This is a genomic window from Kordia sp. SMS9 (assembly GCF_003352465.1).
Lineage (GTDB): Bacteria > Bacteroidota > Bacteroidia > Flavobacteriales > Flavobacteriaceae > Kordia.
This window is the reverse complement of record NZ_CP031153.1, coordinates 4054847-4073441: the sequence shown is the minus strand read 5'-3', so window position 1 is coordinate 4073441 and position 18595 is coordinate 4054847. Positions and strand designations below refer to the sequence as shown.

Genomic DNA, 18595 nt, shown 5'->3' with positions numbered 1-18595 from the left:
ATTTGGACTACTAAGAATCTCGATTGTGGTCTAATTTTTTCAGACGATGGCAAAGGTACTTATTTATATGTTGATTTTGAAATAATAAACAATCTTATAAATGGGCCATTTTTGTGCAATTTTGAGGTAAAACGCTATTGAAAAGACAAAATATGAATATAAAAATTGAAGAAAGCTGGAAATTTCATCTACAAGACGAGTTTGAAGAACCGTATTTTAAAGAATTGATCAATTTTGTCAAAACGGAATATACACAACATCAATGTTTCCCGAAAGGGAAGGACATATTTGCCGCATTTGATCATTGTCCGTTTCATCGGTTGAAAGTGGTGATTATTGGACAAGATCCGTATCATGGTGTGGGACAGGCAAATGGATTGTGTTTTTCTGTAAATGACGGCGTTCCACAACCACCTTCATTAATCAATATTTTTAAAGAAATTAAACGCGATATCGGCATTGATCCGCCTGTGAGCGGAAATTTAGAACGTTGGGCAAAACAAGGTGTGTTGCTATTAAATGCTACATTGACGGTTCGTGCGCATCAAGCAGGAAGTCACCAAGGAAAAGGCTGGGAAACCTTTACAGATGCTGTGATCAAAATGATTTCAGAGAAAAAAGAAAACGTGGTTTTTTTACTTTGGGGCGGATATGCCAAGAAAAAAGGGGCTAAAGTTGATCCCAATAAACATTATGTACTTACGTCAGGACATCCATCACCGTTGAGTGCCAATCGTGGGTATTGGTTTGATAATAAGCATTTTAGTCGTTGTAATGATTATTTGGTGAGTCAGCGTATTGAGGGAATTCGATGGTAGCTTGCTTCGCTTTTAGCTCGCCTTTGCCTTTTAGACTTGTTTCTCGCTTTCGCGAAATCTCTATGATACGATTTTAGTGAATTTATCGTCAAGCTGAACTTGATTCAGCTTCTCATAAAGATGCTGAATCATGTATTTACAATAGAAATGAAGAGTTTACAATACTTTTCAGCTTGACCTTTCAATCATCTAAAAATAAAAAAGGTCACAACATAACGTTGTAACCTTTCGTATATATAATTGGAAAGTTTTTACTAGTATACTTCTACGCAGTTTGCTTCGTCTGCGCTTGCAGTCATAATGTAGTTTTCCTTTGCGTCGTCTGCATCTGCAAAGTTAACTCCTTTGCCCATGCAATTAGATCCACATGACGCTAATAATAAACCTGCTGCTGCTAATGCTATAAATGATTTTTTCATAATGATAGTTGTAATGTTAATAATCTGATAAATAATTTGGTTGTAAATAGAAAGTAACATTTTGCCCTTATTGCTTTCTGATAACAAATGTAACATGACAACCGGCAATCGTATCATTTTATCGTTTACCTGTTTAAATTTTCGTTAAATTGCATAAAAACGTCATTTATCGACCATTCGCAGGGTGAAATACACCATTCGTCGACATAAATACCCTTTTGAAAAGGGGAAAAATCCCCTGTATAAACGGGTGTTTCTACGGATGTCTAAAATTTGTAAAATTGAATAAAATGTAGTATAAATCTGTATTATATACATGATTTTTTTAGAGAAAGAAGTATTTATACTAATTTGTGTGTCAAGCTCTTATAACTCCATTTTTCAGGAATGATATCTAAACTGAGTAGTTTTTCTTGGACTTTTTCAATGGTTTCTTCGTCGATTAATTCTTGACTCCATTCGGTTAATGATAACCATTTTTGTACATCATCCAACTGCTGTTCGTAGCGTACAGCTATCCGTTCGTCGATATTTGGAATGTCTTTGAATTTTGACGTCATCTCGTTGATAATTCGTAAAACAGTTTTTACCGTTTCTTCATCTTCAGCTAACAATTCTGATCGCACAGCAATCACAAAACAGGGCCAAGGTGTTGGACAATCAGCAACACGTTTAAATATTCCTTGATCTACCAACGGTTTTGTGGTAAAATGTTCCCACATAAAATAATCGCCTTTTCCCTTGTTCAATCCATCAATAGCACCTTCTAAATTGTTAATGACTTCGAAACCAAGATTGTCGGTGTCCCAGCCATTATTTTCGGCATTGATATACGCCATTAAATGCGAGCCAGAACCAAAACGACTGATGGCAGCTTTGGTTCCTTCTAAATCGTCTATCGTATTATAAGTAGCATCAGCCGCAACGTGAATTCCCCAAATTAAAGGCGATTGCACATAGGTTTGTACAATTTTAGCAGGATTTCCCGCTATGATATCTTTAATGATTCCTTCCGTAAGGATCACAGCAATGTCTATTTTTTCATTCCTAAGTGCTTTACACATGGCACCTGTTCCGCCAGGATAATCTTTCCAACGCAGGTTGATGCCTTCTTTTTCGTACGCACGTTCTTTAAGTGTTAAATACCAAGCCAGATTGAAGTGTTCTGGAACACCACCGATATTAATTTTCTTCATTAAATTCTCTTTATACTAATTTCTCTAAGGTGTATTGAATTAACTGATCTACGGTTTGTTTGGGAGCCTTACTGAATTCGCCAAGTGGACGATTTGCAATAATGGCATTCATGGAAAGGGAGCGATGTCCTAGCAAATTTGCCAATCCGTAAATTCCTGCGGTTTCCATTTCTAAGTTTGTTATTTTTTTATCTTGATGTGTGAATGTTGCCAACTTTTCATTTAAGTCTTCATCTTGAACGTTTAATCGGATTTTACGACTTTGCGGCCCGTAAAAACCAACATTGGTTCCTGTAAAACCTAACATAGTTTGCTCAGACGATAGTTTGTCGATCAACTCTTGACTTCCTTTCACTACATACGGTTCTGATTTCTTGGGCGACCAGTGGGTTTGTTTCATGAACGCTTCTGAAAATTCGGTTTCGAGTACATGATCGCATTCATAAAAGTGTAACAAACTGTCAAAACCAATCGCATATTCGCTAATTACAAAACTATCTGTGGGAACGTTTTCTTGAATAGAACCCGAAGTTCCAATTCGCACAATATCTAAGGTTGTCAATTCTTTTTTAACGGTTCGCGAAGCAAAATCTACATTGACAAGTGCGTCCAATTCGTTAAAAACAATATCAATATTATCGGTGCCAATTCCTGTAGAAAGTACGGTGATGCGCTTTCCGCGAAGTGTTCCAGTATGTGTTACAAATTCGCGTTTTGTTTTTTTAATTTCGATGGTGTCAAAATAAGCACTTACCATTTTTACGCGATCTGGATCGCCAACAATAATAATGGTCGTAGCTAGGTCTTCAGGAAGTAAATTTAAGTGATAAATACTTCCGTCAGGATTTATAATAAGTTCTGATTCTGCGATTCTATGCATGTTTTGTAAGTATTTGTTCAGAAGAATGATAGCAATAGCTGTACTTATGGCAATTTCCAAAAGTGGTATTGTCAGAAAGTTGATCGTAGAAATTTTTCATTTCATCAATCGCTAACAATCCTATTCTGTTTAAAGTTAAACGATCGTTTTTAGTGTCATAAAAAGCAGCTAATTTTTCAATAATTCGTGCGATTTGCAAATCGCCAAAACCATAATATCCTTGGTACTGTAAAATGTACCCTGTAAGCTGTCGTGTGTTTTTTATTTCTTCTTTGTGAATAATTTTGAGAATGTGCGATTCTAGGACGTTCAATCCACTCGAAATATTTGGAAAACGCTTTAAATGCGCATTGATACAGTTGGAAAGATAGGGAAAGGAAGAAGATGTGGTTACATATTTTTTAAAGTCAATATGATTGTCAGAACAATACAATTTCCATAAGGTATCTGCTAATTCGAGATCATCTTTAGTTAATTCAATCTTTTCTTGATAATGTGTTTTGAGTTGTTTATCAGAAAGTTCGCCCAATCCTTTTAAATTTTTCTCATGTTCAATCCAGCCACTACAGACCAAATAAATGTTGCCAGTAATTTTTAAATGTTTCAGGTGACTCAACGCCGCCATCATATTAATATGACAAAACAAATCATATTCAAACCATAAAACTACCGAAGTATATTTTGCAAAATTGGTTGTCAATAATGGAATTAAAAACGAAGTATCGTACGTCATTTCAGTATCAATAAATTGTTTTAAATATTCCATACGCGCTTCTTTAAAAGCATCCGATTTTAAATCGTAAGCTGTTTTTCCTTCGCACAGCATTTCACGCCAAACCAGTTGATCGTCTGTAATGCCTAGTTTTGCGAGCCTCGGCGTTAAACTATCGCCATTTAATATGTGTAAGGTTTGTTGTAACATTATCCACCTACACGTTTTACATTGTATCCTTCTTTTTCAAGAATTTGTACAATTTTATCTCTAAAGTTCCCTTGAATGATAATTTCACCATCTTTGACACTGCCGCCAACACCACATTTTACTTTCAGTAATTTACCCAATGCTTTTAAGTCTTCTTCAGAACCGACAAAACCTTTGATCACTGTGACTATTTTTCCACCACGACCTTTATTACTAAAATGTGCTTCTAGTTGTTGCTGTTTTTGGGAAAGCGTTTCTTCAACAGTGTCGTTTTCCAATTCAAAATCATCATTGGTTGAAAAGACAAATCCGCCTAAATCTTCCAGACTGTTCATTTTTTTCTTTGCCATACAGTTGTTTTCTTGCAGTTTGGGTTTTTATCAATTGTTTATAAAATCCAATATATGAAAAATCGTTTGTTTATTTATAAAAAATAACACCAACAGCGTCACTATTGGTGTTATTGGTATATTATAATATATATGTTACTTTTTAATCAATCCCAATTCAATCAAACGCTGATTTAAAAATTCACCCGCAGTAATATCTTCAAATTTTTTCGGGTTGTCTTCATCAATACAATTTTCCAAGCAATCCAAAGGCATTTCACTGATTGGATGCATAAAGAAAGGAATGGAATAACGCGAAGTTCCCCACAATTCTCTTGGCGGATTCACCACACGATGAATTGTAGATTTTAACTTATTATTACTGTGACGCGATAACATATCGCCTACATTAATGACCAATTCGTCTGGCTCTGCAATGGCATCTAACCATTCGCCATCATGACGTTGAACTTGCAATCCTTTTCCGTGCGCGCCCATTAACAATGTAATCAAATTGATGTCTCCATGCGCTGCGGCACGTACGGCATCTTTCGGTTCACTTGTAATTGGTGGATAGTGAATTGGACGCAAAATACTGTTTCCATTCTTAATGAAATTATCAAAATAAAATTCATCCAATTCTAAATACAAAGCCAAGGCACGCAATACATACACGCCCGTTTTTTCTAGCATTTTATACGTTTCTTTTCCAACCGCATTGAAATTTTTCAATTCAGTAACAGTCACGTTGTCAGGATATTCTTCTTTCAATTTATCATTACCTTCTACATATTGACCAAAGTGCCAAAACTCTTTCAAATCGCCCACTTTTCTTCCTTTGGCACTTTCTTTTCCAAACGAAACATAACCGCGTTGTCCACCAATACCTTCAATTTCATACTTGCTTTTTGTTTCTACAGGCAAGGCAAAAAACTGTTTAATTTCTTCGTATAAATTATCTACCAAAGTGTTGCTTAAAAAATGTCCTTTCAAAGCCACAAAACCAATGTCTTCGTATGCTTTTCCTATTTCGTCAATGAATTTTTGCTTTCTTGCAGGATCGTCAGACAGGAAATCGCTTAGGTCTACGCTTGGAATATTTTTCATGTGTTTATATTTATTGTTTTAATGATCACATGCAATTCGCTAGTCACCTTTACAGTTAGGTGAGACACTTCTTTGCATGCTCGGGTCATGTAATTCAGGTTTTATTTTTACAGAAATTTTAAATTTCAAACGATTTCGAAATTCGCTTGAAACTTAAATTGTTAATAACTTTATCGCCGTTAAAGGCTTATTTTTACAAATGTAGCTAAAAATATACGGTTGAAAAAAGAGAGTTATTAACAATTGTAAAAATTCTCTACTTGCGCTTTGACGAACCGTTTTTTTTCTTGATTTTTGAATATCTATTTAAACCAAAGACTATTCATGCCAACTACACTAAAACCAATGGTATACGAAAAAGGAAATTTGACCAACGAAACGTTGCTCGATTTATACAAGAAAATGCTGAAACCGAGAATGATAGAAGAGAAGATGCTCATTCTATTGCGTCAAGGAAAAATCTCCAAATGGTTTGGCGGCATTGGACAAGAAGCCATTGCAGTTGGTGTAACTTCCGCATTGACAAAAGAAGAATACATTTTACCAATGCACCGAAATTTAGGTGTATTTACGACACGCGAAATTCCGTTATATCGCTTGTTTTCGCAATGGCAAGGAAAAGCCAACGGTTTTACCAAAGGACGCGATCGTAGTTTTCATTTTGGCACACAAGAATTTAAGATTGTGGGAATGATTTCGCATTTAGGGCCACAATTGGGCGTAGCAAGCGGCATTGCGTTGGCTAATAAATTGAAAGACAATAAACACGCATGTGCTGTATTTACAGGTGAAGGCGGAACAAGTGAAGGTGATTTTCACGAAGCGTTGAATGTGGCTTCTGTGTGGAGTTTGCCTGTATTGTTTTGTATAGAAAATAATGGTTACGGATTGTCTACGCCTACGGCAGAACAGTACAATTGTGAGCATTTGGCAGATAGAGGCAAAGGCTACGGCATGGAATCGCATGTGATTGATGGCAATAATATTTTGGAAGTCTATTCGAAAGTTTCCGCCTTGGCAGATAGTATTCGCGAGAATCCAAGACCAATTTTGTTAGAATTTAAAACATTTCGCATGCGCGGACATGAAGAAGCGAGCGGTACAAAGTATGTTCCAAAGGAATTGATGAATGCCTGGGCAGCCAAAGATCCGATTGATAATTACCGCAATTTTTTACAATTGGAAGGTGTCTTGACTTCTGAAATTGAAGAAGCATTTCAACGTGAGTTTTCAAATGAAATTAACGAACATTTGCAGAAAGCATTTGATGAAACTAAAATCACTTCAACTATAAGTAAAGAATTAAGTGATGTATATAAAGAATCTTTAAATGAGGAAGTTGTGCCAAATTCAAAGGTAGAAAATATACGTTTGATAGATGCAGTTTCACAAGGATTGAAACAATCTATGGAGAAGCATGACGACTTGGTCATTATGGGACAAGATGTGGCAGAATATGGCGGCGTTTTTAAAATTACGAATGATTTTGTGAATCTTTTTGGAAAAGAACGTGTGCGCAATACGCCAATTTGTGAATCTGCCATTGTTTCTACCGCGTACGGATTGTCTGTGAACGGAATGAAAGCTGTGATGGAAATGCAATTTGCTGATTTTGTTTCTAGCGGCTTCAATCCGATTGTGAATTTATTGGCAAAATCACACTATCGCTGGAATCAGAATGCGGATGTTGTGGTGCGAATGCCTTGTGGCGCGGGCGTGGGCGCAGGACCTTTTCACTCGCAAACCAATGAAGCTTGGTTTACCAAAACACCTGGACTCAAAGTACTATATCCTGCATTTCCGTATGATGCAAAAGGATTGTTAGCAACCGCAATCAATGATCCAAATCCTGTGTTGTTTTTTGAACACAAAGCCTTGTACAGAAGCGTGTATCAAGATGTTCCAACGGATTATTATACGTTGCCTTTCGGAAAAGCTTCTGTGCTGAAAGAAGGAAACGATATTACCATTATCGCCTATGGTGCAGCTGTACATTGGGCATTGGAAACCTTAGGAAACAATCCGGAAATTTCTGCCGATTTGATTGATTTGCGTTCACTGCAACCGCTAGATACGGAAGCAATTTACAATTCCGTCAAAAAAACAGGTAAAGCGATCATTTTACAAGAAGATTCACTGTTTGGAAGTATTTCGAGCGATATTTCTGCGATGATTATGGAAAATTGCTTTGAATATTTGGATGCGCCCGTAAAGCGTTTGGCAAGTTTAGAAACACCCATTCCGTTTGATCAAGGTTTGGAGCGTCAGTATTTACCCAAAAACGACTTTGAAGCTGCGTTGTTGGAGTTGTTGGCGTATTAGATCGTTTTGCTTTTTGACTTTTTCCCGCGTAGGCGGAAACCTTTTAAGCTGCTTCGCTGTTAGATTTATTAGTTCTAGTTTTAAAATTAGATATAATCATTTTATTTTTTCTTCATCCCAAATACAATTCGCGTTAGCGTAAACGGATAGACGAGATATCTGTATATCAATACAATCACAGGAAATGTAGTGATCAGTAAAAGCAAAAGTTTCAAACCAATTGACATGTCGAATTGTACTATGTAATAGGCAAATACCACAATGACTGTTTGATGCAGAATATAAAACGGATAGATGGCTTCGTTGAGTTTTTGAACTAATTGACTTTTCTTGTTGAGCCAAACTTGTCCGTAACCCAACAACGTGATTACAAAACTCCAACCGACCAAACAACACACCAAATACCAAAGCATCCAGCCTTGCGTATTCGTCAAATATGGCGCTAACCATTCGCCAGGGACAAAGTAATACGCGTAAAATATGAGTGAGCTAAAGATAAATAAAAGGAAGTTGAGTTTGCGATACTGCTTTAAGTGCAACCAAGTCGATTCTGCGGAAGCGAACAACATGCCCAACACAAAGAAAAAACCATAAAAGAAGGTAGAAGAAAAGTTGAAAAGATCCTTATCGTAGCTCGGATAGTATTGTTTTAGTAAAATAAATAAGAGACTTAAAGGAATGACTAACCCGAACAATCCGAAGCGTTTTGCAGTGAAACGTTCAAAAAGCTTCAAAAATGTGTTGGATTTGCTAGATTTTAAGAATAAAATAAGCGGAATGGTACACATAGACATCCAAAATAAGTTGCCAATAAACCATAAGTGATTGATTCCAAAATCGGCATTGGTGTACAGTTCCCAATAGGAAGTATAGGTTTCCCGATGTTCAAAGAATGTTTGTAGTGGCACAATGAACAATACACCGAATACGAGTGGAATAATAAGTCGCACAGAACGTTCTTTAACAAATTGGATCCACGTGCGTTTTGAAAAAGCAAAAATGGTGCCTGTGCCCGAAATTAAGAAGAGTAATGGCAAGCGAAATTGCTCAAAAAATACCATGATATCATCTAATAATTTGCTAGAATCTTTATTCATGATGTGAAAATCGTCACCATTAAACGGCATGCCAATGTGATGAAAATATACCGCTAAAATGGCAATGACGCGAAGCCAATCTAAATCATATCTACGTATTTTTGGAGTCATGAATCGTTCGTTTTTTTGATATGACAAACCTACGCAGGATTTTAATACTATTTTTTAAAAAGTGACTGTTTGCAAGGGAAAGTGACGAAATGCAAGTGCTGTTTGAAGTTATTCGAAGTCTCAGATTTCGAACAACGTTATTTTAAAAAGTAGGCGTCGAATTCTTTTAACTTTGAACGCGAAACTGGAACCGTTTCGGAGTAATTTTGAAGCGATAATTGATAGCCTTGTGCGTTTCCTTTGCAGGAAGTTATTTTGTCTAAATTGATCAAATAGGAGCGATGCGATTTGTAAATGTTTGGAAATTCCTGCAAACGTGTTTCCAATTCTTTGAGCGTGATGCGAACCAACGTTTTTGAAACTCCGTCTGTGTCATTCAAGAAGATTTCTGTGTAATTACTTTCTACTTTGGCAAAAAGAAAATCTTGAATGGTAAATTGAAAATGTTCGTTTCCAGCTTGAATTTGCATCGTTTGCACTATTTTTTGCGATTCTTCTGCTGAAAATGATAATTTTTCTAGATTTTTTGAATGTTTTTGAATGAGTCGTTGCAAGTTTAACGGAAGAATAATCGCTAATAATAAAACTCCAACCAACACCGAATTTCGAATTTCTTCATAAAAATAGCGAAACGACCAATTATTTGGATTGTCATAAATGACATCTCGCACTAAAAAGCTTCCGATACCAATCAAAATTAATGCAATACTCAAATGCAGCATTTCTTTTCCTATCGTCCAACGCGCATCGTCTTTTACACGCCAATTCACCAATAAAAAGTATAAAAACACAATAGGAACAGGCAAAACCGCATGCACAACGAGAATCCAAACGTGTGGTATTTTGTGTTCGGCAGTGTTGATTTCAAACGGTTCAAACGCATAGGAAAATAGAAAACTTGCCACGGCAATGATTCCTAAAATACTTAGTATAAGTTGTTGATTTCTATAAAGAAACGGATACGGTTCGCGAAGGTAGTTTGTGATTTTTTGGATCAATGTTATATAATTGAGGAGCTAATTTAACTGGAATTTAGAAATAAGGCAACTATCTTTTATGAGCAATCTGATCTTTGCTAAGTCTTAGAATATATTCTCTGACCTCTTTTTGCGAAGGATCATCTGCATCTAATTGCACATAGTAAAATTCGCGATTAATTATTTTTTTATTGCGCTTAATGAGTTTGAGATACGTAGCAAATACAGGCTTTTCATTGTCGTAATAGATATCAATTTTTAATCTTTCAATTTTTCCTTTCAAATCACTTGCTGCATTTTCATTGTAATCTATGACATCACTGTGACTCGATTTTATGATTTTATTTGTGTTTTTATCTTTATATGTATCTGTTGTAAATGCTCCTGAACCGATTTCAACCTGCGCTCCATTAATTGAGTCAATTAGTATCATTGAACCTTCTTTGATTCTATGACTAATATGTGTGAAATCAAAATGTTTACCTTTAGCATCTTCTATGACGCGATCTATAAGATGTGTCCAAGTCAGTAGTGACTCTAACTTAGATGTTGCTTGGTTCTTCTCTTGTCCTATTGCACAAAGTGAACAAAAAACAAGTAGCAGTGTTATTTTTTTATACATTACTTTTTCATAAAATTATTGAGTTGCGTGCCAATTTCTTGAATGGTAAGTTTAATTGCTTCATTTTTAATGCGATTGGCAGCTTCCGCTTCATTGAGTTCGTTTTGCTGTCGTTTCGATTGAAATTCTTTAGTGACGATGGTAGAAAACGGAATTAAGCCTGTACGGACGTCTAAAATGATCAATTGTGTCGTGGCAAACGCTTTGATGTCAGATTTTGAAAATAGTTTGTAACGCGCATACAAATCGCTGTTGATTGCGTAAATCACGACAATGTCTGATTGTGTTCGAACCGCAGCTTCACGAATATTGGTAAATGTTGGATTCTGAGAAATGAGAATGTCCGGAATTTGTGAAACTTTCACCACACGATCCGATGCTTTGAATTTTGCCGTAAACGCATCTAAATATTCCTGTTGCGATTTTAAATAATATTCGTCGTTTCGGTAATAAAACCGTTGACTTTGCGAACTTTCAAGTTTTACCAAAGAGATTCTTAGATTGTTTGGTAATGTATAGTTTCCATCTAAGATTTTTTGAATGTTTGCTTCTGAAATGGTTGAAGCTCTATCGTTAAACAACGATTTTGTAATGGACGTATCTGGCTGATAGGATGCTTGACTTGGATATCCTTGTCCAACCTGACTTCCCAGAGCACAGGACGAAAAGCTCAAAAGTAATAATGCATAAAAAGCGTATTTCATGTGTTTCAATTTGATGTTACTCTATTTTTGAAAGCCTAATTTACACCAAAAAATGAATTTTACTGTGTTACAATCAACTTTTGTCCAATCCGCAAGGTAGACGTTTTACGAATAGCATTAGCCTTACATAATGAGGCAATAGACACATTGTATTTGTTTGAAATACGCGATAAAGTATCACCACGTCGTACGGTATAAATCTTGGTTTCATTGGCTTTGCTGGCAATTGCTTCAGCTTCTGTAGTACACAATTCTATGTTAGATTTTCGCTTCGAATTGTGTCGGTACGCAGTAGTCCATCTGCGCGTTACCCAAATTTCATGATTGCGAATTCGGTTTTCTTCATTTGATAAATCAAAAACATATTCTGGATGAATCGGAATGCCTTGATACAATACTTCCAAATGCAAGTGACTTCCGCGTGCGTTTCCAGTAGTACCGCCTTTGCCAATAACTTGTCCTTTTTGAACCGTATCATTCACTTTTACCAATTGTTTCGATAAATGCGCATACACCGTTTCCAATCCATTGTAATGACGTACAACCACCGTTTTTCCGTGTCCCGAATGGTAATTGACATAGCGAACCACACCATCAAACATAGACATGACTTTATCGCCCGTAATTAAATCAATATCAATTCCGTTGTGCGGTCTGCGATTTCGCCAGCCATACCGCGAGGTAATCACTTTTTTTCGTGGAATTGGAGACGCGTATGTGCTATCGTCAAATTTGATTTGTAACGGATATTGCTTTTTTACTTTTTTATATGGATTGAATACTTTGGTATTCCAGTTTTCAGCAATCCAATCTTTCGTAGCCGTTTTAGGATTTTGTAACTGATGTAGAATGATGGAAATGGCAGGAAATTGTGTGTGTAGCTTTGCCATTGGATCACTCGTTTCCAATAGAATTGTCTCCTTTTTGTTGGTTTCAAGTTGTAAACTATCTTTTGTTTGACTGTACACTGCTTGAGAAATACAAAACATGCAAACGAACAAATACAATAATTTCATGAGTACTATAATTTAGTTTTATAAAATAGATTTCTAGGGAACTGCCATTATAACGTGTTCCTGTTAACTTAATTGTGAGTTTAATTTTAGATTTTATTCCGAAATATAATGCATGGGATCTAGGCGTTTTCCGTGCTGACGTACTTCGTAGTGTAAATGTGGTGCTGTGGATACACCTGAATTTCCTACATACCCAATAATGTCACCTTTTTGGACTGTGGCACCCAATTTTGTATTGAATCCTTGCAAATGTGCGTACCACGTTTCAAATCCGTCGTCGTGCGAAATGATGATTAAATTCCCCCAATTTCCTTCAACTGTTGCTTTTAATACGATTCCGTCTGCAGTGGCGATAATTGGCGTTCCTTTTGCAGCTTTGATGTCAATTCCGCCATGTGCCGATTTGTGCTTTAGTTTTGGATGTTTCCGAACGGCGCCAAATTTGGAAGAAATATGTTTGACCGTTTTGTTTTTCACTGGAAATAATGAGGGAATTCCTTCTTCCTTTACAAAAGCCGTTGGAAGTGTTTCTACGGGAATGCTGGTCATTATTGGGCTTTTAAATGCCATACATGCAATTCCGATGACGGGAATTAACAATATATAGACAAACTTTAAGTTGTTTTTTGAAGGTGATTTTGTAATCATTTCTATTCGTTTTTTGAGTGTTGGATGCGAAAAATAATTATATATAGGATTGGTGTTTTTTGGTTCAAGACTTGCCAAAAGAAGCTCCAAATAAGATGATTTTTTAACCTTTTCTTGTTGTAATACCAATGCGTCTGCTTGAAATTCGTGAATGGATTTTATAGATTTTCTGTAGAAATAGGCGAGTGGATTGCACCAATTCATCGCAATGAACATTTCTGCCAAAAGCACATCTAGCGAATGTACTTTAGAAATATGTGCTTTTTCATGTGTGAGAATACACGCATCTATGAAAGTTGCTGTTGATTTTGGAACGAAAACCCAATGAAAATACGAGAATACTTCTGCAACATTGGCACTGTACACTTTTGTTTCATGTAAAAGAACTGGTTTTGAATTGCTTTTTAGTTGGAATACTTTAAAAGTTGTTGCGACGAATCGTCCTAAAAAACAGAGAACACCAATAGCATAAAGTGAAAAAATCCAGAAACTATAGTGTATGGTTTGAAAGTTTTCGGTTTCGGTTGTTGTTGAAACATTCGTTGCTGTTTCTGACAATATTGCCAATTCATCAAACAGCGGAATTTCTAGGTAAAACTGCATTTCTGGAAACAATGCATCACTCAAAGGAACGAGCAATGAGAGTGGAATTAACAGTAAAAGAAAGATTCTATTAAATGCATGAAACGTAAATCGGCTAAAACACCATTTGTATAGCAAATAGAAGCTTCCAAACACCAAATTCGCCTGAAGTATATACAACAACCAACTATTCATCGTTTGCTTTTAAGGTGTTAATTTTTTCTTCTAAAATGGCTTTCATTTGTTCCATTTCGGTCAGATTGAGCGTGTTACTTTCCGCAAAAAAAGAAGCAAACGAACTCGTAGAACCATTAAAAAAGTTACCAATCACTTGCTTAAAATGCTGCGAAAAATAGCGTTCTTTGGAAATCGCAGGCGAATATTGGCGAATTTTCCCAAAGGTTTCAAAATGTAAAAACTGTTTACGTACCAACACACGAACCACGGTAGAAATGGTGGTGTACGCAGGTTTTGGCTCTGGAAACTGTTCTACAATATCTTTCAAAAAGGCTTTGTCCAATTTCCACACATAGTGCATGACTTGCTCTTCGGCTTTTGTTAACTCATTCATGTGGCAAATATAATATAATATTTTACTTTATAACTATTTTTATAGTCATAAAACTATATTTGTAGTCGTGAAATTTAAAAATACCTATAAATGAGTATGTTAAGACGCATTTTTTAAAAGTACATTCGTTCTAATAATAATATTAAAAACATTGAATTATGGCAGAATTAAATTTTGAAACCGTTAACGCTGAAATTGAAGCATTGAATTTAGAGGAACTTGAGAAAAAAATGCCACTTCGAGCAGATGTTGGAGTTGCAGCAATTCCTTCTTTTTTATGTGAAATATGGAGTAAAATTGGCGGAATTATTAAGTTGATAGCAAAATTTCCTTTTTTACCTCCTAAATGGCGAAAAGCGTTAGAACTATTAATCAGAACCATGGATGGACTTTGTTAATATGGAGAAAAATTCTCATAGTTCGTATCTAAAATTTCGATACGAACTATGTTATACCAATTTACACATAAAATGGTATTATACATGTTTTCTAGCAATGTCTATATATTTTTGTATTTCTTCCACGTCAGCTCCCATATCTTTTGCTTTCATAAAGTTTTGTAGCGCATTTTCATACAATCCTTCATGCAGTTGAATTCTTCCCAAGTTTATAAAATCGAGTATTTCAAAAGCTTCTGAAAAGCGTTCGCTAAATTCTTTTTGTATGTTTTTAGCATTTGTATAATTTCCGATCATCAAATTAGCCTGAATTGCCAAACGATAAAATACTTCATGATCGGAGCGAGTCATCAACAGTTTTTCAAATGTTTCAGCAGCTTTGGCATACTTTTCTTGTTGAAAATAAGAAACTCCGTCACTGTATATCTTTTCAACACTGTCATTTTTAAAAAGATGCACTAAATGTGTTCCATCATTATACGCAATCATGCCATTGTGCAATTCTAACATGGTTTGATTGGGAATCATGTTATTTATAAAATCAACGATACACGAAAAAACCAAAGCAAAAATGACCAATTTTGTCACATCGTCAAATTCGTAATTGGTGAGAATTAGGATGCCAATTCCCGCAACCAACAACGAGAGTAGTGGACCGCAAATTGTCACAATAAAACTGGTTCGCACAGAAATATCTTTTGCATGCATGACACACAATCCGCCTCTCCAATAGAATAAATTGAACTTGAAAAAACATTCCAAACGACCTAACTGAAATTGAAACGATTTTTCAGGATTTCCCAACGAACCCATATACACTGTGACTTTCTTTTTGGTCAACAATAACGCAGGAATTGCATGTCCCAACTCATGAATTACGGTGGTGAGCAAGCGAAACGTCAGTAAAGACAGCATAAAAATGAGTGCGACGTCGAGTGGCATGTAGCAAATTTTGTCTGTAAAGTTAAAATTATCTATCCAAACCTAACCATTTTTCTTTTATTTGAAAAAGCAACACCAATTTTATAGCTGTAGTTGGTAAAAGAATGATTGAATTTTTAAAACAGAACAGGTCAAAAACTAAAAAAAAATAGTAATTTGACTCGTTGTTCATTTTGATAAAATTCACTCGAACGGACGTTTGATTAAACTTTTGTATTTAAAATGCACAACGGGTTTATTTATGCTTTTAATATAACAACCAATGAAAAAAATAATCTTCACATTCGTATTCGTCACATTTTTTGTACAATTTGGCATTAGTCAAACTTACTCAGGAAATCAAAAAGACATTGATCAAATTTTAGAAAATGTCAAAAACTTTTCGAGTTATGTAAATTCGTCTAATTATAAAATGATTGGCGCTTCTTATACCGAAGATGCCAAAATATTTCCACAACGCGGAGAAATTATTTCAGGAGTGGAAGCCATTATCAAGTATTGGACCTTGCCAGAAGGTGTACAAACAAAGAATCATAAAATTACGCCAAGCGAAATCACGATTGTAGGCGATACAGCCTACGATTACGGGCATTATGAAGGCGAAACAATTCGTGCAAATGGTGAAAAAAACTCTTGGAAAGGAAAATATGTTATTGTTTGGAAACGCGTAGGAGCAGAGTGGAAAATGTATTTGGATATTTGGAATTCTATTTAAAAAGAGAAACATCAACATTATAAATAGTTAACATAATCAGCCAACATTCTTTGATCGTACACAAAGAATGTTGGCTGCTATATTTTGAATCAATCGGATGGCAAAATACTCATCTCAAAGTTGAATAACTGTGTTGGATCGTATTTTTTCTTGATGCCGCAGAGCATGTCTAAATTTTTCTTTGTGTAATATATTTCTAATAATTTCAATCGGTTGGCATCTTCTTCAATATCAGCAACCAAGGTTTTATCTACAAAATTGATAAAAGAACCTTCTGTAAACTCAGCAATTGACTCTCTAAATTGTTTCACCCATGCTACATAAACGGTATTTCTTCCAACATTGGTAAAAGCGTTTGAAACATCATCCCACCAACATTGAATTTGCAGCATGTAAGGCTTTTGCGAATACCCAAAACTGTTATCCGTACTTCTAGTAACTGCGCCGCCCATACAATGAAAACTCATATACATATTTACATCAGCATAATAGCACGATGTGTCTAAATAAGTATAAATGGCTTCTACTAGAACTGCATGATCTACATCATCCTTTGGAAAACTAGAAGATACTTTATGCGGATGCGGACGGTCACATGTAGAACTTGGCCCACTATTTGGCAATACTGTCAAATCTAGTTTTTGACAAGAACCATGATTAATATTAACATACTGAATTTTTCCTGCAGGATTTATAAAATCAATCAATGCACGCTGATCTGTCGCATACGAAATAACGTGCTCATTTTTTTGCGATTTCTTTGTTGAATTTGAAGGTATTTTATCATAATCCTCTGGAATTTGGTTGAAATTAGCAGTATCAGCAGTTTCAATAACATCTTCACCAAAATATTCTTTAAGCAAGATTCTTAAGTTTTTTTCAGAACCATAAAATTTTCCTCCCATACGTCCGTGAATCTCATTCCGGTCTTTGTCAATTGTGTTTGCAATGATCATCGTGCATGTAGCAGAAAGTGATTCGTCAATTGCTCCGCTGATTGCGTGCAATTTTGCCCATTTTGTTATAATAGGCAGGTAAGTTTCTGGATTTTCCCATAACAATCCAAATGTTGTTACCACTGGGAGAATAGAAACTAAATTGAATTTAAAACCTATCACAACTCCAAAATTTCCACCACCACCACCTTTAAGTGCTTTAAACAAGTCTGAATACTCATTGAGTGCATTTGCAATCACAATTTCTCCTGAAGCCAATACAATTTCAATTTCTGTAACAGAATCACAAGTAAGTCCAAACTTCCGAACCGAAACTCCCCAACCGCCACCTTGGGTAAGTCCACCAACATTTACGGATTGACAACCGCCACCAGGAATTGTTTTTCCGTGTTTCGCTAATTCATCATACACTTGTCCCAATTGTTTTCCAGCGGGAATCCAAGCAGTAGTATCGCTTTCATAAATAATTTCATGTATTTCTGACAAATCAATGATAATGACATTATCAGCAGAACACATACCTTCATGTTGATGTCCGCCAGAGCGAATTCTAAAAGGAGCATTATTGTCGCGGCAATAATTGATGCAGTATTGAACATGACTGGCTTTTTTACAATAGGCAATACAATCGGGCATATGCCCAAAACGTGTGTTCGAAATTACGCGTGCGTATTGATATAAAGGATCATCTTTACAGACAATTTTTAAATATTCAGGTGCTTTTTCTTTAAATGATGAATTCATAAAGTAGGATGGTTATATTAGTAGTTTATTATTCTTAAAAGTAAGAAATATATTATAAAAATTCTGTACATTCACTACGTATTACACTAAATATTTTTAAAAATACTATGAAAATTTATTTAAGAACGCTCATTATCATTGTCATTACCGCATCTTTTGTTGGATGTGGCACTTCTAAGTTTCAATCAAATTATATTAAAACAGAACTGTATTTTGGACTTTCCAAAAAGAATGGAATCGTTACAGAAAAAGAATGGAATGCATTTAAAGTCGATTATATCAGCAAACGATTTTCTGGCTATACAGAAATACAAACTAAAGGTTTTTGGACCAACCCAAAAGGTGAAACGGTTTCAGAAAACTCCAGATTGATCATTTATCTCAACAAAGGCAGCAAACAAGACAGCTTGGATATTGTCTACGTCATTAACAATTACAAACAATTATTCGATCAAGAATCTGTATTAAAAATTGATACACCTGTGCGTGCTTTTTTTAAGTAGCTATCTAAAAATTATA

At 35.5% G+C, this 18595-nt stretch carries 20 protein-coding genes; 5 read left to right on the top strand and 15 right to left on the bottom strand.

All coding sequences use genetic code 11. The annotated features are described in order from the left end of the window. Positions 1-152 precede the first annotated feature (152 nt). Positions 153-818, top strand: coding sequence for a uracil-DNA glycosylase (locus KORDIASMS9_RS17315; RefSeq protein WP_114904047.1), 666 nt, complete (start codon positions 153-155; stop codon positions 816-818). Between the two features lie 254 nt (positions 819-1072). Here the strand turns inward: KORDIASMS9_RS17315 and KORDIASMS9_RS17310 are convergent, their stop codons facing one another. The 6 genes from KORDIASMS9_RS17310 to KORDIASMS9_RS17285 all read right to left on the bottom strand — a co-directional run bounded on the left by KORDIASMS9_RS17310 (position 1073) and on the right by KORDIASMS9_RS17285 (position 5671). Then, entirely contained in the window at positions 1073-1237 is a 165-nt protein-coding gene (locus KORDIASMS9_RS17310; protein ID WP_162820018.1) for a hypothetical protein, read from the bottom strand. Positions 1238-1578: 341 nt separating this feature from the next. Further along, entirely contained in the window at positions 1579-2433 is an 855-nt protein-coding gene (locus KORDIASMS9_RS17305; protein WP_114904045.1) for a substrate-binding domain-containing protein, read from the bottom strand. Positions 2434-2443: 10 nt separating this feature from the next. Further along, on the bottom strand, positions 2444-3313 hold the full coding sequence (locus KORDIASMS9_RS17300) for a nucleoside phosphorylase (protein WP_114904044.1): 870 nt from the start codon (positions 3311-3313) through the stop codon (positions 2444-2446). Beyond that, the gene (locus KORDIASMS9_RS17295) at positions 3306-4235 is read right to left on the bottom strand and encodes a DUF1835 domain-containing protein (protein ID WP_114904043.1); all 930 of its coding nucleotides are present in this window, start codon (positions 4233-4235) and stop codon (positions 3306-3308) included. Before KORDIASMS9_RS17295 ends, KORDIASMS9_RS17300 begins: the two co-directional genes overlap by 8 nt. Further along, the gene (locus KORDIASMS9_RS17290) at positions 4235-4585 is read right to left on the bottom strand and encodes a translation initiation factor (protein WP_114904042.1); all 351 of its coding nucleotides are present in this window, start codon (positions 4583-4585) and stop codon (positions 4235-4237) included. The genes KORDIASMS9_RS17295 and KORDIASMS9_RS17290 overlap by 1 nt, the downstream gene beginning before the upstream one ends. A 135-nt stretch (positions 4586-4720) precedes the next feature. Further along, positions 4721-5671: an isopenicillin N synthase family oxygenase gene (locus KORDIASMS9_RS17285; protein ID WP_114904041.1), complete on the bottom strand. Its 951-nt coding sequence runs from the start codon at positions 5669-5671 to the stop codon at positions 4721-4723. A 324-nt stretch (positions 5672-5995) separates the two neighbouring features. Here KORDIASMS9_RS17285 and KORDIASMS9_RS17280 point away from each other — a divergent pair, with 324 nt between their 5' ends. Continuing rightward, complete coding sequence (locus KORDIASMS9_RS17280; RefSeq protein ID WP_114904040.1) at positions 5996-7993, top strand: thiamine pyrophosphate-dependent enzyme; 1998 nt, start codon at positions 5996-5998, stop codon at positions 7991-7993. A 101-nt stretch (positions 7994-8094) separates the two neighbouring features. On the opposite strand, the gene KORDIASMS9_RS17275 is transcribed toward KORDIASMS9_RS17280, so the two are convergent. The 7 genes from KORDIASMS9_RS17275 to KORDIASMS9_RS17245 all read right to left on the bottom strand — a co-directional run bounded on the left by KORDIASMS9_RS17275 (position 8095) and on the right by KORDIASMS9_RS17245 (position 14321). Next, on the bottom strand, positions 8095-9201 hold the full coding sequence (locus KORDIASMS9_RS17275) for an acyltransferase family protein (protein WP_114904039.1): 1107 nt from the start codon (positions 9199-9201) through the stop codon (positions 8095-8097). Positions 9202-9338: 137 nt separating this feature from the next. After that, on the bottom strand, positions 9339-10199 hold the full coding sequence (locus KORDIASMS9_RS17270) for a LytTR family DNA-binding domain-containing protein (RefSeq protein WP_114904038.1): 861 nt from the start codon (positions 10197-10199) through the stop codon (positions 9339-9341). A gap of 49 nt (positions 10200-10248) precedes the next feature. Next, on the bottom strand, positions 10249-10800 hold the full coding sequence (locus tag KORDIASMS9_RS17265; RefSeq protein ID WP_114904037.1) for a hypothetical protein: 552 nt from the start codon (positions 10798-10800) through the stop codon (positions 10249-10251). Beyond that, positions 10800-11504, bottom strand: coding sequence for a hypothetical protein (locus tag KORDIASMS9_RS17260; RefSeq protein WP_114904036.1), 705 nt, complete (start codon positions 11502-11504; stop codon positions 10800-10802). The genes KORDIASMS9_RS17265 and KORDIASMS9_RS17260 overlap by 1 nt, the downstream gene beginning before the upstream one ends. 59 nt (positions 11505-11563) lie before the next feature. Beyond that, positions 11564-12520, bottom strand: a complete 957-nt coding sequence (locus KORDIASMS9_RS17255) for a M23 family metallopeptidase (RefSeq protein ID WP_114904035.1) — start codon at positions 12518-12520, stop codon at positions 11564-11566. A gap of 93 nt (positions 12521-12613) precedes the next feature. Beyond that, complete coding sequence (locus KORDIASMS9_RS17250; protein WP_114904034.1) at positions 12614-13945, bottom strand: M23/M56 family metallopeptidase; 1332 nt, start codon at positions 13943-13945, stop codon at positions 12614-12616. Further along, entirely contained in the window at positions 13938-14321 is a 384-nt protein-coding gene (locus KORDIASMS9_RS17245; RefSeq protein ID WP_114904033.1) for a BlaI/MecI/CopY family transcriptional regulator, read from the bottom strand. The genes KORDIASMS9_RS17250 and KORDIASMS9_RS17245 overlap by 8 nt, the downstream gene beginning before the upstream one ends. Positions 14322-14479: 158 nt before the next feature. Between KORDIASMS9_RS17245 and KORDIASMS9_RS17240 the strand changes: the two genes are divergently transcribed. After that, positions 14480-14719, top strand: coding sequence for a hypothetical protein (locus tag KORDIASMS9_RS17240; protein ID WP_114904032.1), 240 nt, complete (start codon positions 14480-14482; stop codon positions 14717-14719). Between the two features lie 78 nt (positions 14720-14797). Here KORDIASMS9_RS17240 and KORDIASMS9_RS17235 read toward each other — a convergent pair whose 3' ends face one another. Further along, positions 14798-15661, bottom strand: coding sequence for a site-2 protease family protein (locus KORDIASMS9_RS17235; protein ID WP_114904031.1), 864 nt, complete (start codon positions 15659-15661; stop codon positions 14798-14800). 262 nt (positions 15662-15923) lie between these two features. On the opposite strand from KORDIASMS9_RS17235, the gene KORDIASMS9_RS17230 reads away from it, so the two are divergent. Further along, the gene (locus KORDIASMS9_RS17230; protein ID WP_114904030.1) at positions 15924-16376 is read left to right on the top strand and encodes a DUF4440 domain-containing protein; all 453 of its coding nucleotides are present in this window, start codon (positions 15924-15926) and stop codon (positions 16374-16376) included. A gap of 89 nt (positions 16377-16465) precedes the next feature. Here KORDIASMS9_RS17230 and KORDIASMS9_RS17225 read toward each other — a convergent pair whose 3' ends face one another. After that, positions 16466-18076 carry an FAD-dependent oxidoreductase gene (locus KORDIASMS9_RS17225; protein ID WP_114904029.1) on the bottom strand — a complete coding sequence of 537 codons (1611 nt, stop codon included), beginning with the start codon at positions 18074-18076 and terminating at the stop codon, positions 16466-16468. Between the two features lie 107 nt (positions 18077-18183). Here KORDIASMS9_RS17225 and KORDIASMS9_RS17220 point away from each other — a divergent pair, with 107 nt between their 5' ends. Continuing rightward, positions 18184-18579 (top strand): DUF3574 domain-containing protein, encoded by a 396-nt coding sequence (locus tag KORDIASMS9_RS17220; protein ID WP_114904028.1) that lies wholly within the window; start codon positions 18184-18186, stop codon positions 18577-18579. The last annotated feature ends 16 nt before the right edge of the window (positions 18580-18595 follow it).

Excerpts from the sequence above, each read along its gene's own strand:
- KORDIASMS9_RS17295 (WP_114904043.1), bottom strand. The coding sequence starts at position 4,235 with ATGTTACAACAAACCTTACACATATTAAATGGCGATAGTTTAACGCCG.
- KORDIASMS9_RS17265 (WP_114904037.1), bottom strand. The coding sequence starts at position 10,800 with ATGTATAAAAAAATAACACTGCTACTTGTTTTTTGTTCACTTTGTGCA.
- KORDIASMS9_RS17220 (WP_114904028.1), top strand. The coding sequence starts at position 18,184 with ATGAAAATTTATTTAAGAACGCTCATTATCATTGTCATTACCGCATCT.
- KORDIASMS9_RS17255 (WP_114904035.1), bottom strand. The coding sequence starts at position 12,520 with ATGAAATTATTGTATTTGTTCGTTTGCATGTTTTGTATTTCTCAAGCA.
- KORDIASMS9_RS17245 (WP_114904033.1), bottom strand. The coding sequence starts at position 14,321 with ATGAATGAGTTAACAAAAGCCGAAGAGCAAGTCATGCACTATGTGTGG.
- KORDIASMS9_RS17300 (WP_114904044.1), bottom strand. The coding sequence starts at position 3,313 with ATGCATAGAATCGCAGAATCAGAACTTATTATAAATCCTGACGGAAGT.
- KORDIASMS9_RS17225 (WP_114904029.1), bottom strand. The coding sequence starts at position 18,076 with ATGAATTCATCATTTAAAGAAAAAGCACCTGAATATTTAAAAATTGTC.
- KORDIASMS9_RS17315 (WP_114904047.1), top strand. The coding sequence starts at position 153 with ATGAATATAAAAATTGAAGAAAGCTGGAAATTTCATCTACAAGACGAG.
- KORDIASMS9_RS17260 (WP_114904036.1), bottom strand. The coding sequence starts at position 11,504 with ATGAAATACGCTTTTTATGCATTATTACTTTTGAGCTTTTCGTCCTGT.
- KORDIASMS9_RS17305 (WP_114904045.1), bottom strand. The coding sequence starts at position 2,433 with ATGAAGAAAATTAATATCGGTGGTGTTCCAGAACACTTCAATCTGGCT.
- KORDIASMS9_RS17275 (WP_114904039.1), bottom strand. The coding sequence starts at position 9,201 with ATGACTCCAAAAATACGTAGATATGATTTAGATTGGCTTCGCGTCATT.
- KORDIASMS9_RS17310 (WP_162820018.1), bottom strand. The coding sequence starts at position 1,237 with ATGAAAAAATCATTTATAGCATTAGCAGCAGCAGGTTTATTATTAGCG.
- KORDIASMS9_RS17240 (WP_114904032.1), top strand. The coding sequence starts at position 14,480 with ATGGCAGAATTAAATTTTGAAACCGTTAACGCTGAAATTGAAGCATTG.
- KORDIASMS9_RS17290 (WP_114904042.1), bottom strand. The coding sequence starts at position 4,585 with ATGGCAAAGAAAAAAATGAACAGTCTGGAAGATTTAGGCGGATTTGTC.
- KORDIASMS9_RS17230 (WP_114904030.1), top strand. The coding sequence starts at position 15,924 with ATGAAAAAAATAATCTTCACATTCGTATTCGTCACATTTTTTGTACAA.
- KORDIASMS9_RS17235 (WP_114904031.1), bottom strand. The coding sequence starts at position 15,661 with ATGCCACTCGACGTCGCACTCATTTTTATGCTGTCTTTACTGACGTTT.
- KORDIASMS9_RS17285 (WP_114904041.1), bottom strand. The coding sequence starts at position 5,671 with ATGAAAAATATTCCAAGCGTAGACCTAAGCGATTTCCTGTCTGACGAT.
- KORDIASMS9_RS17250 (WP_114904034.1), bottom strand. The coding sequence starts at position 13,945 with ATGAATAGTTGGTTGTTGTATATACTTCAGGCGAATTTGGTGTTTGGA.
- KORDIASMS9_RS17280 (WP_114904040.1), top strand. The coding sequence starts at position 5,996 with ATGCCAACTACACTAAAACCAATGGTATACGAAAAAGGAAATTTGACC.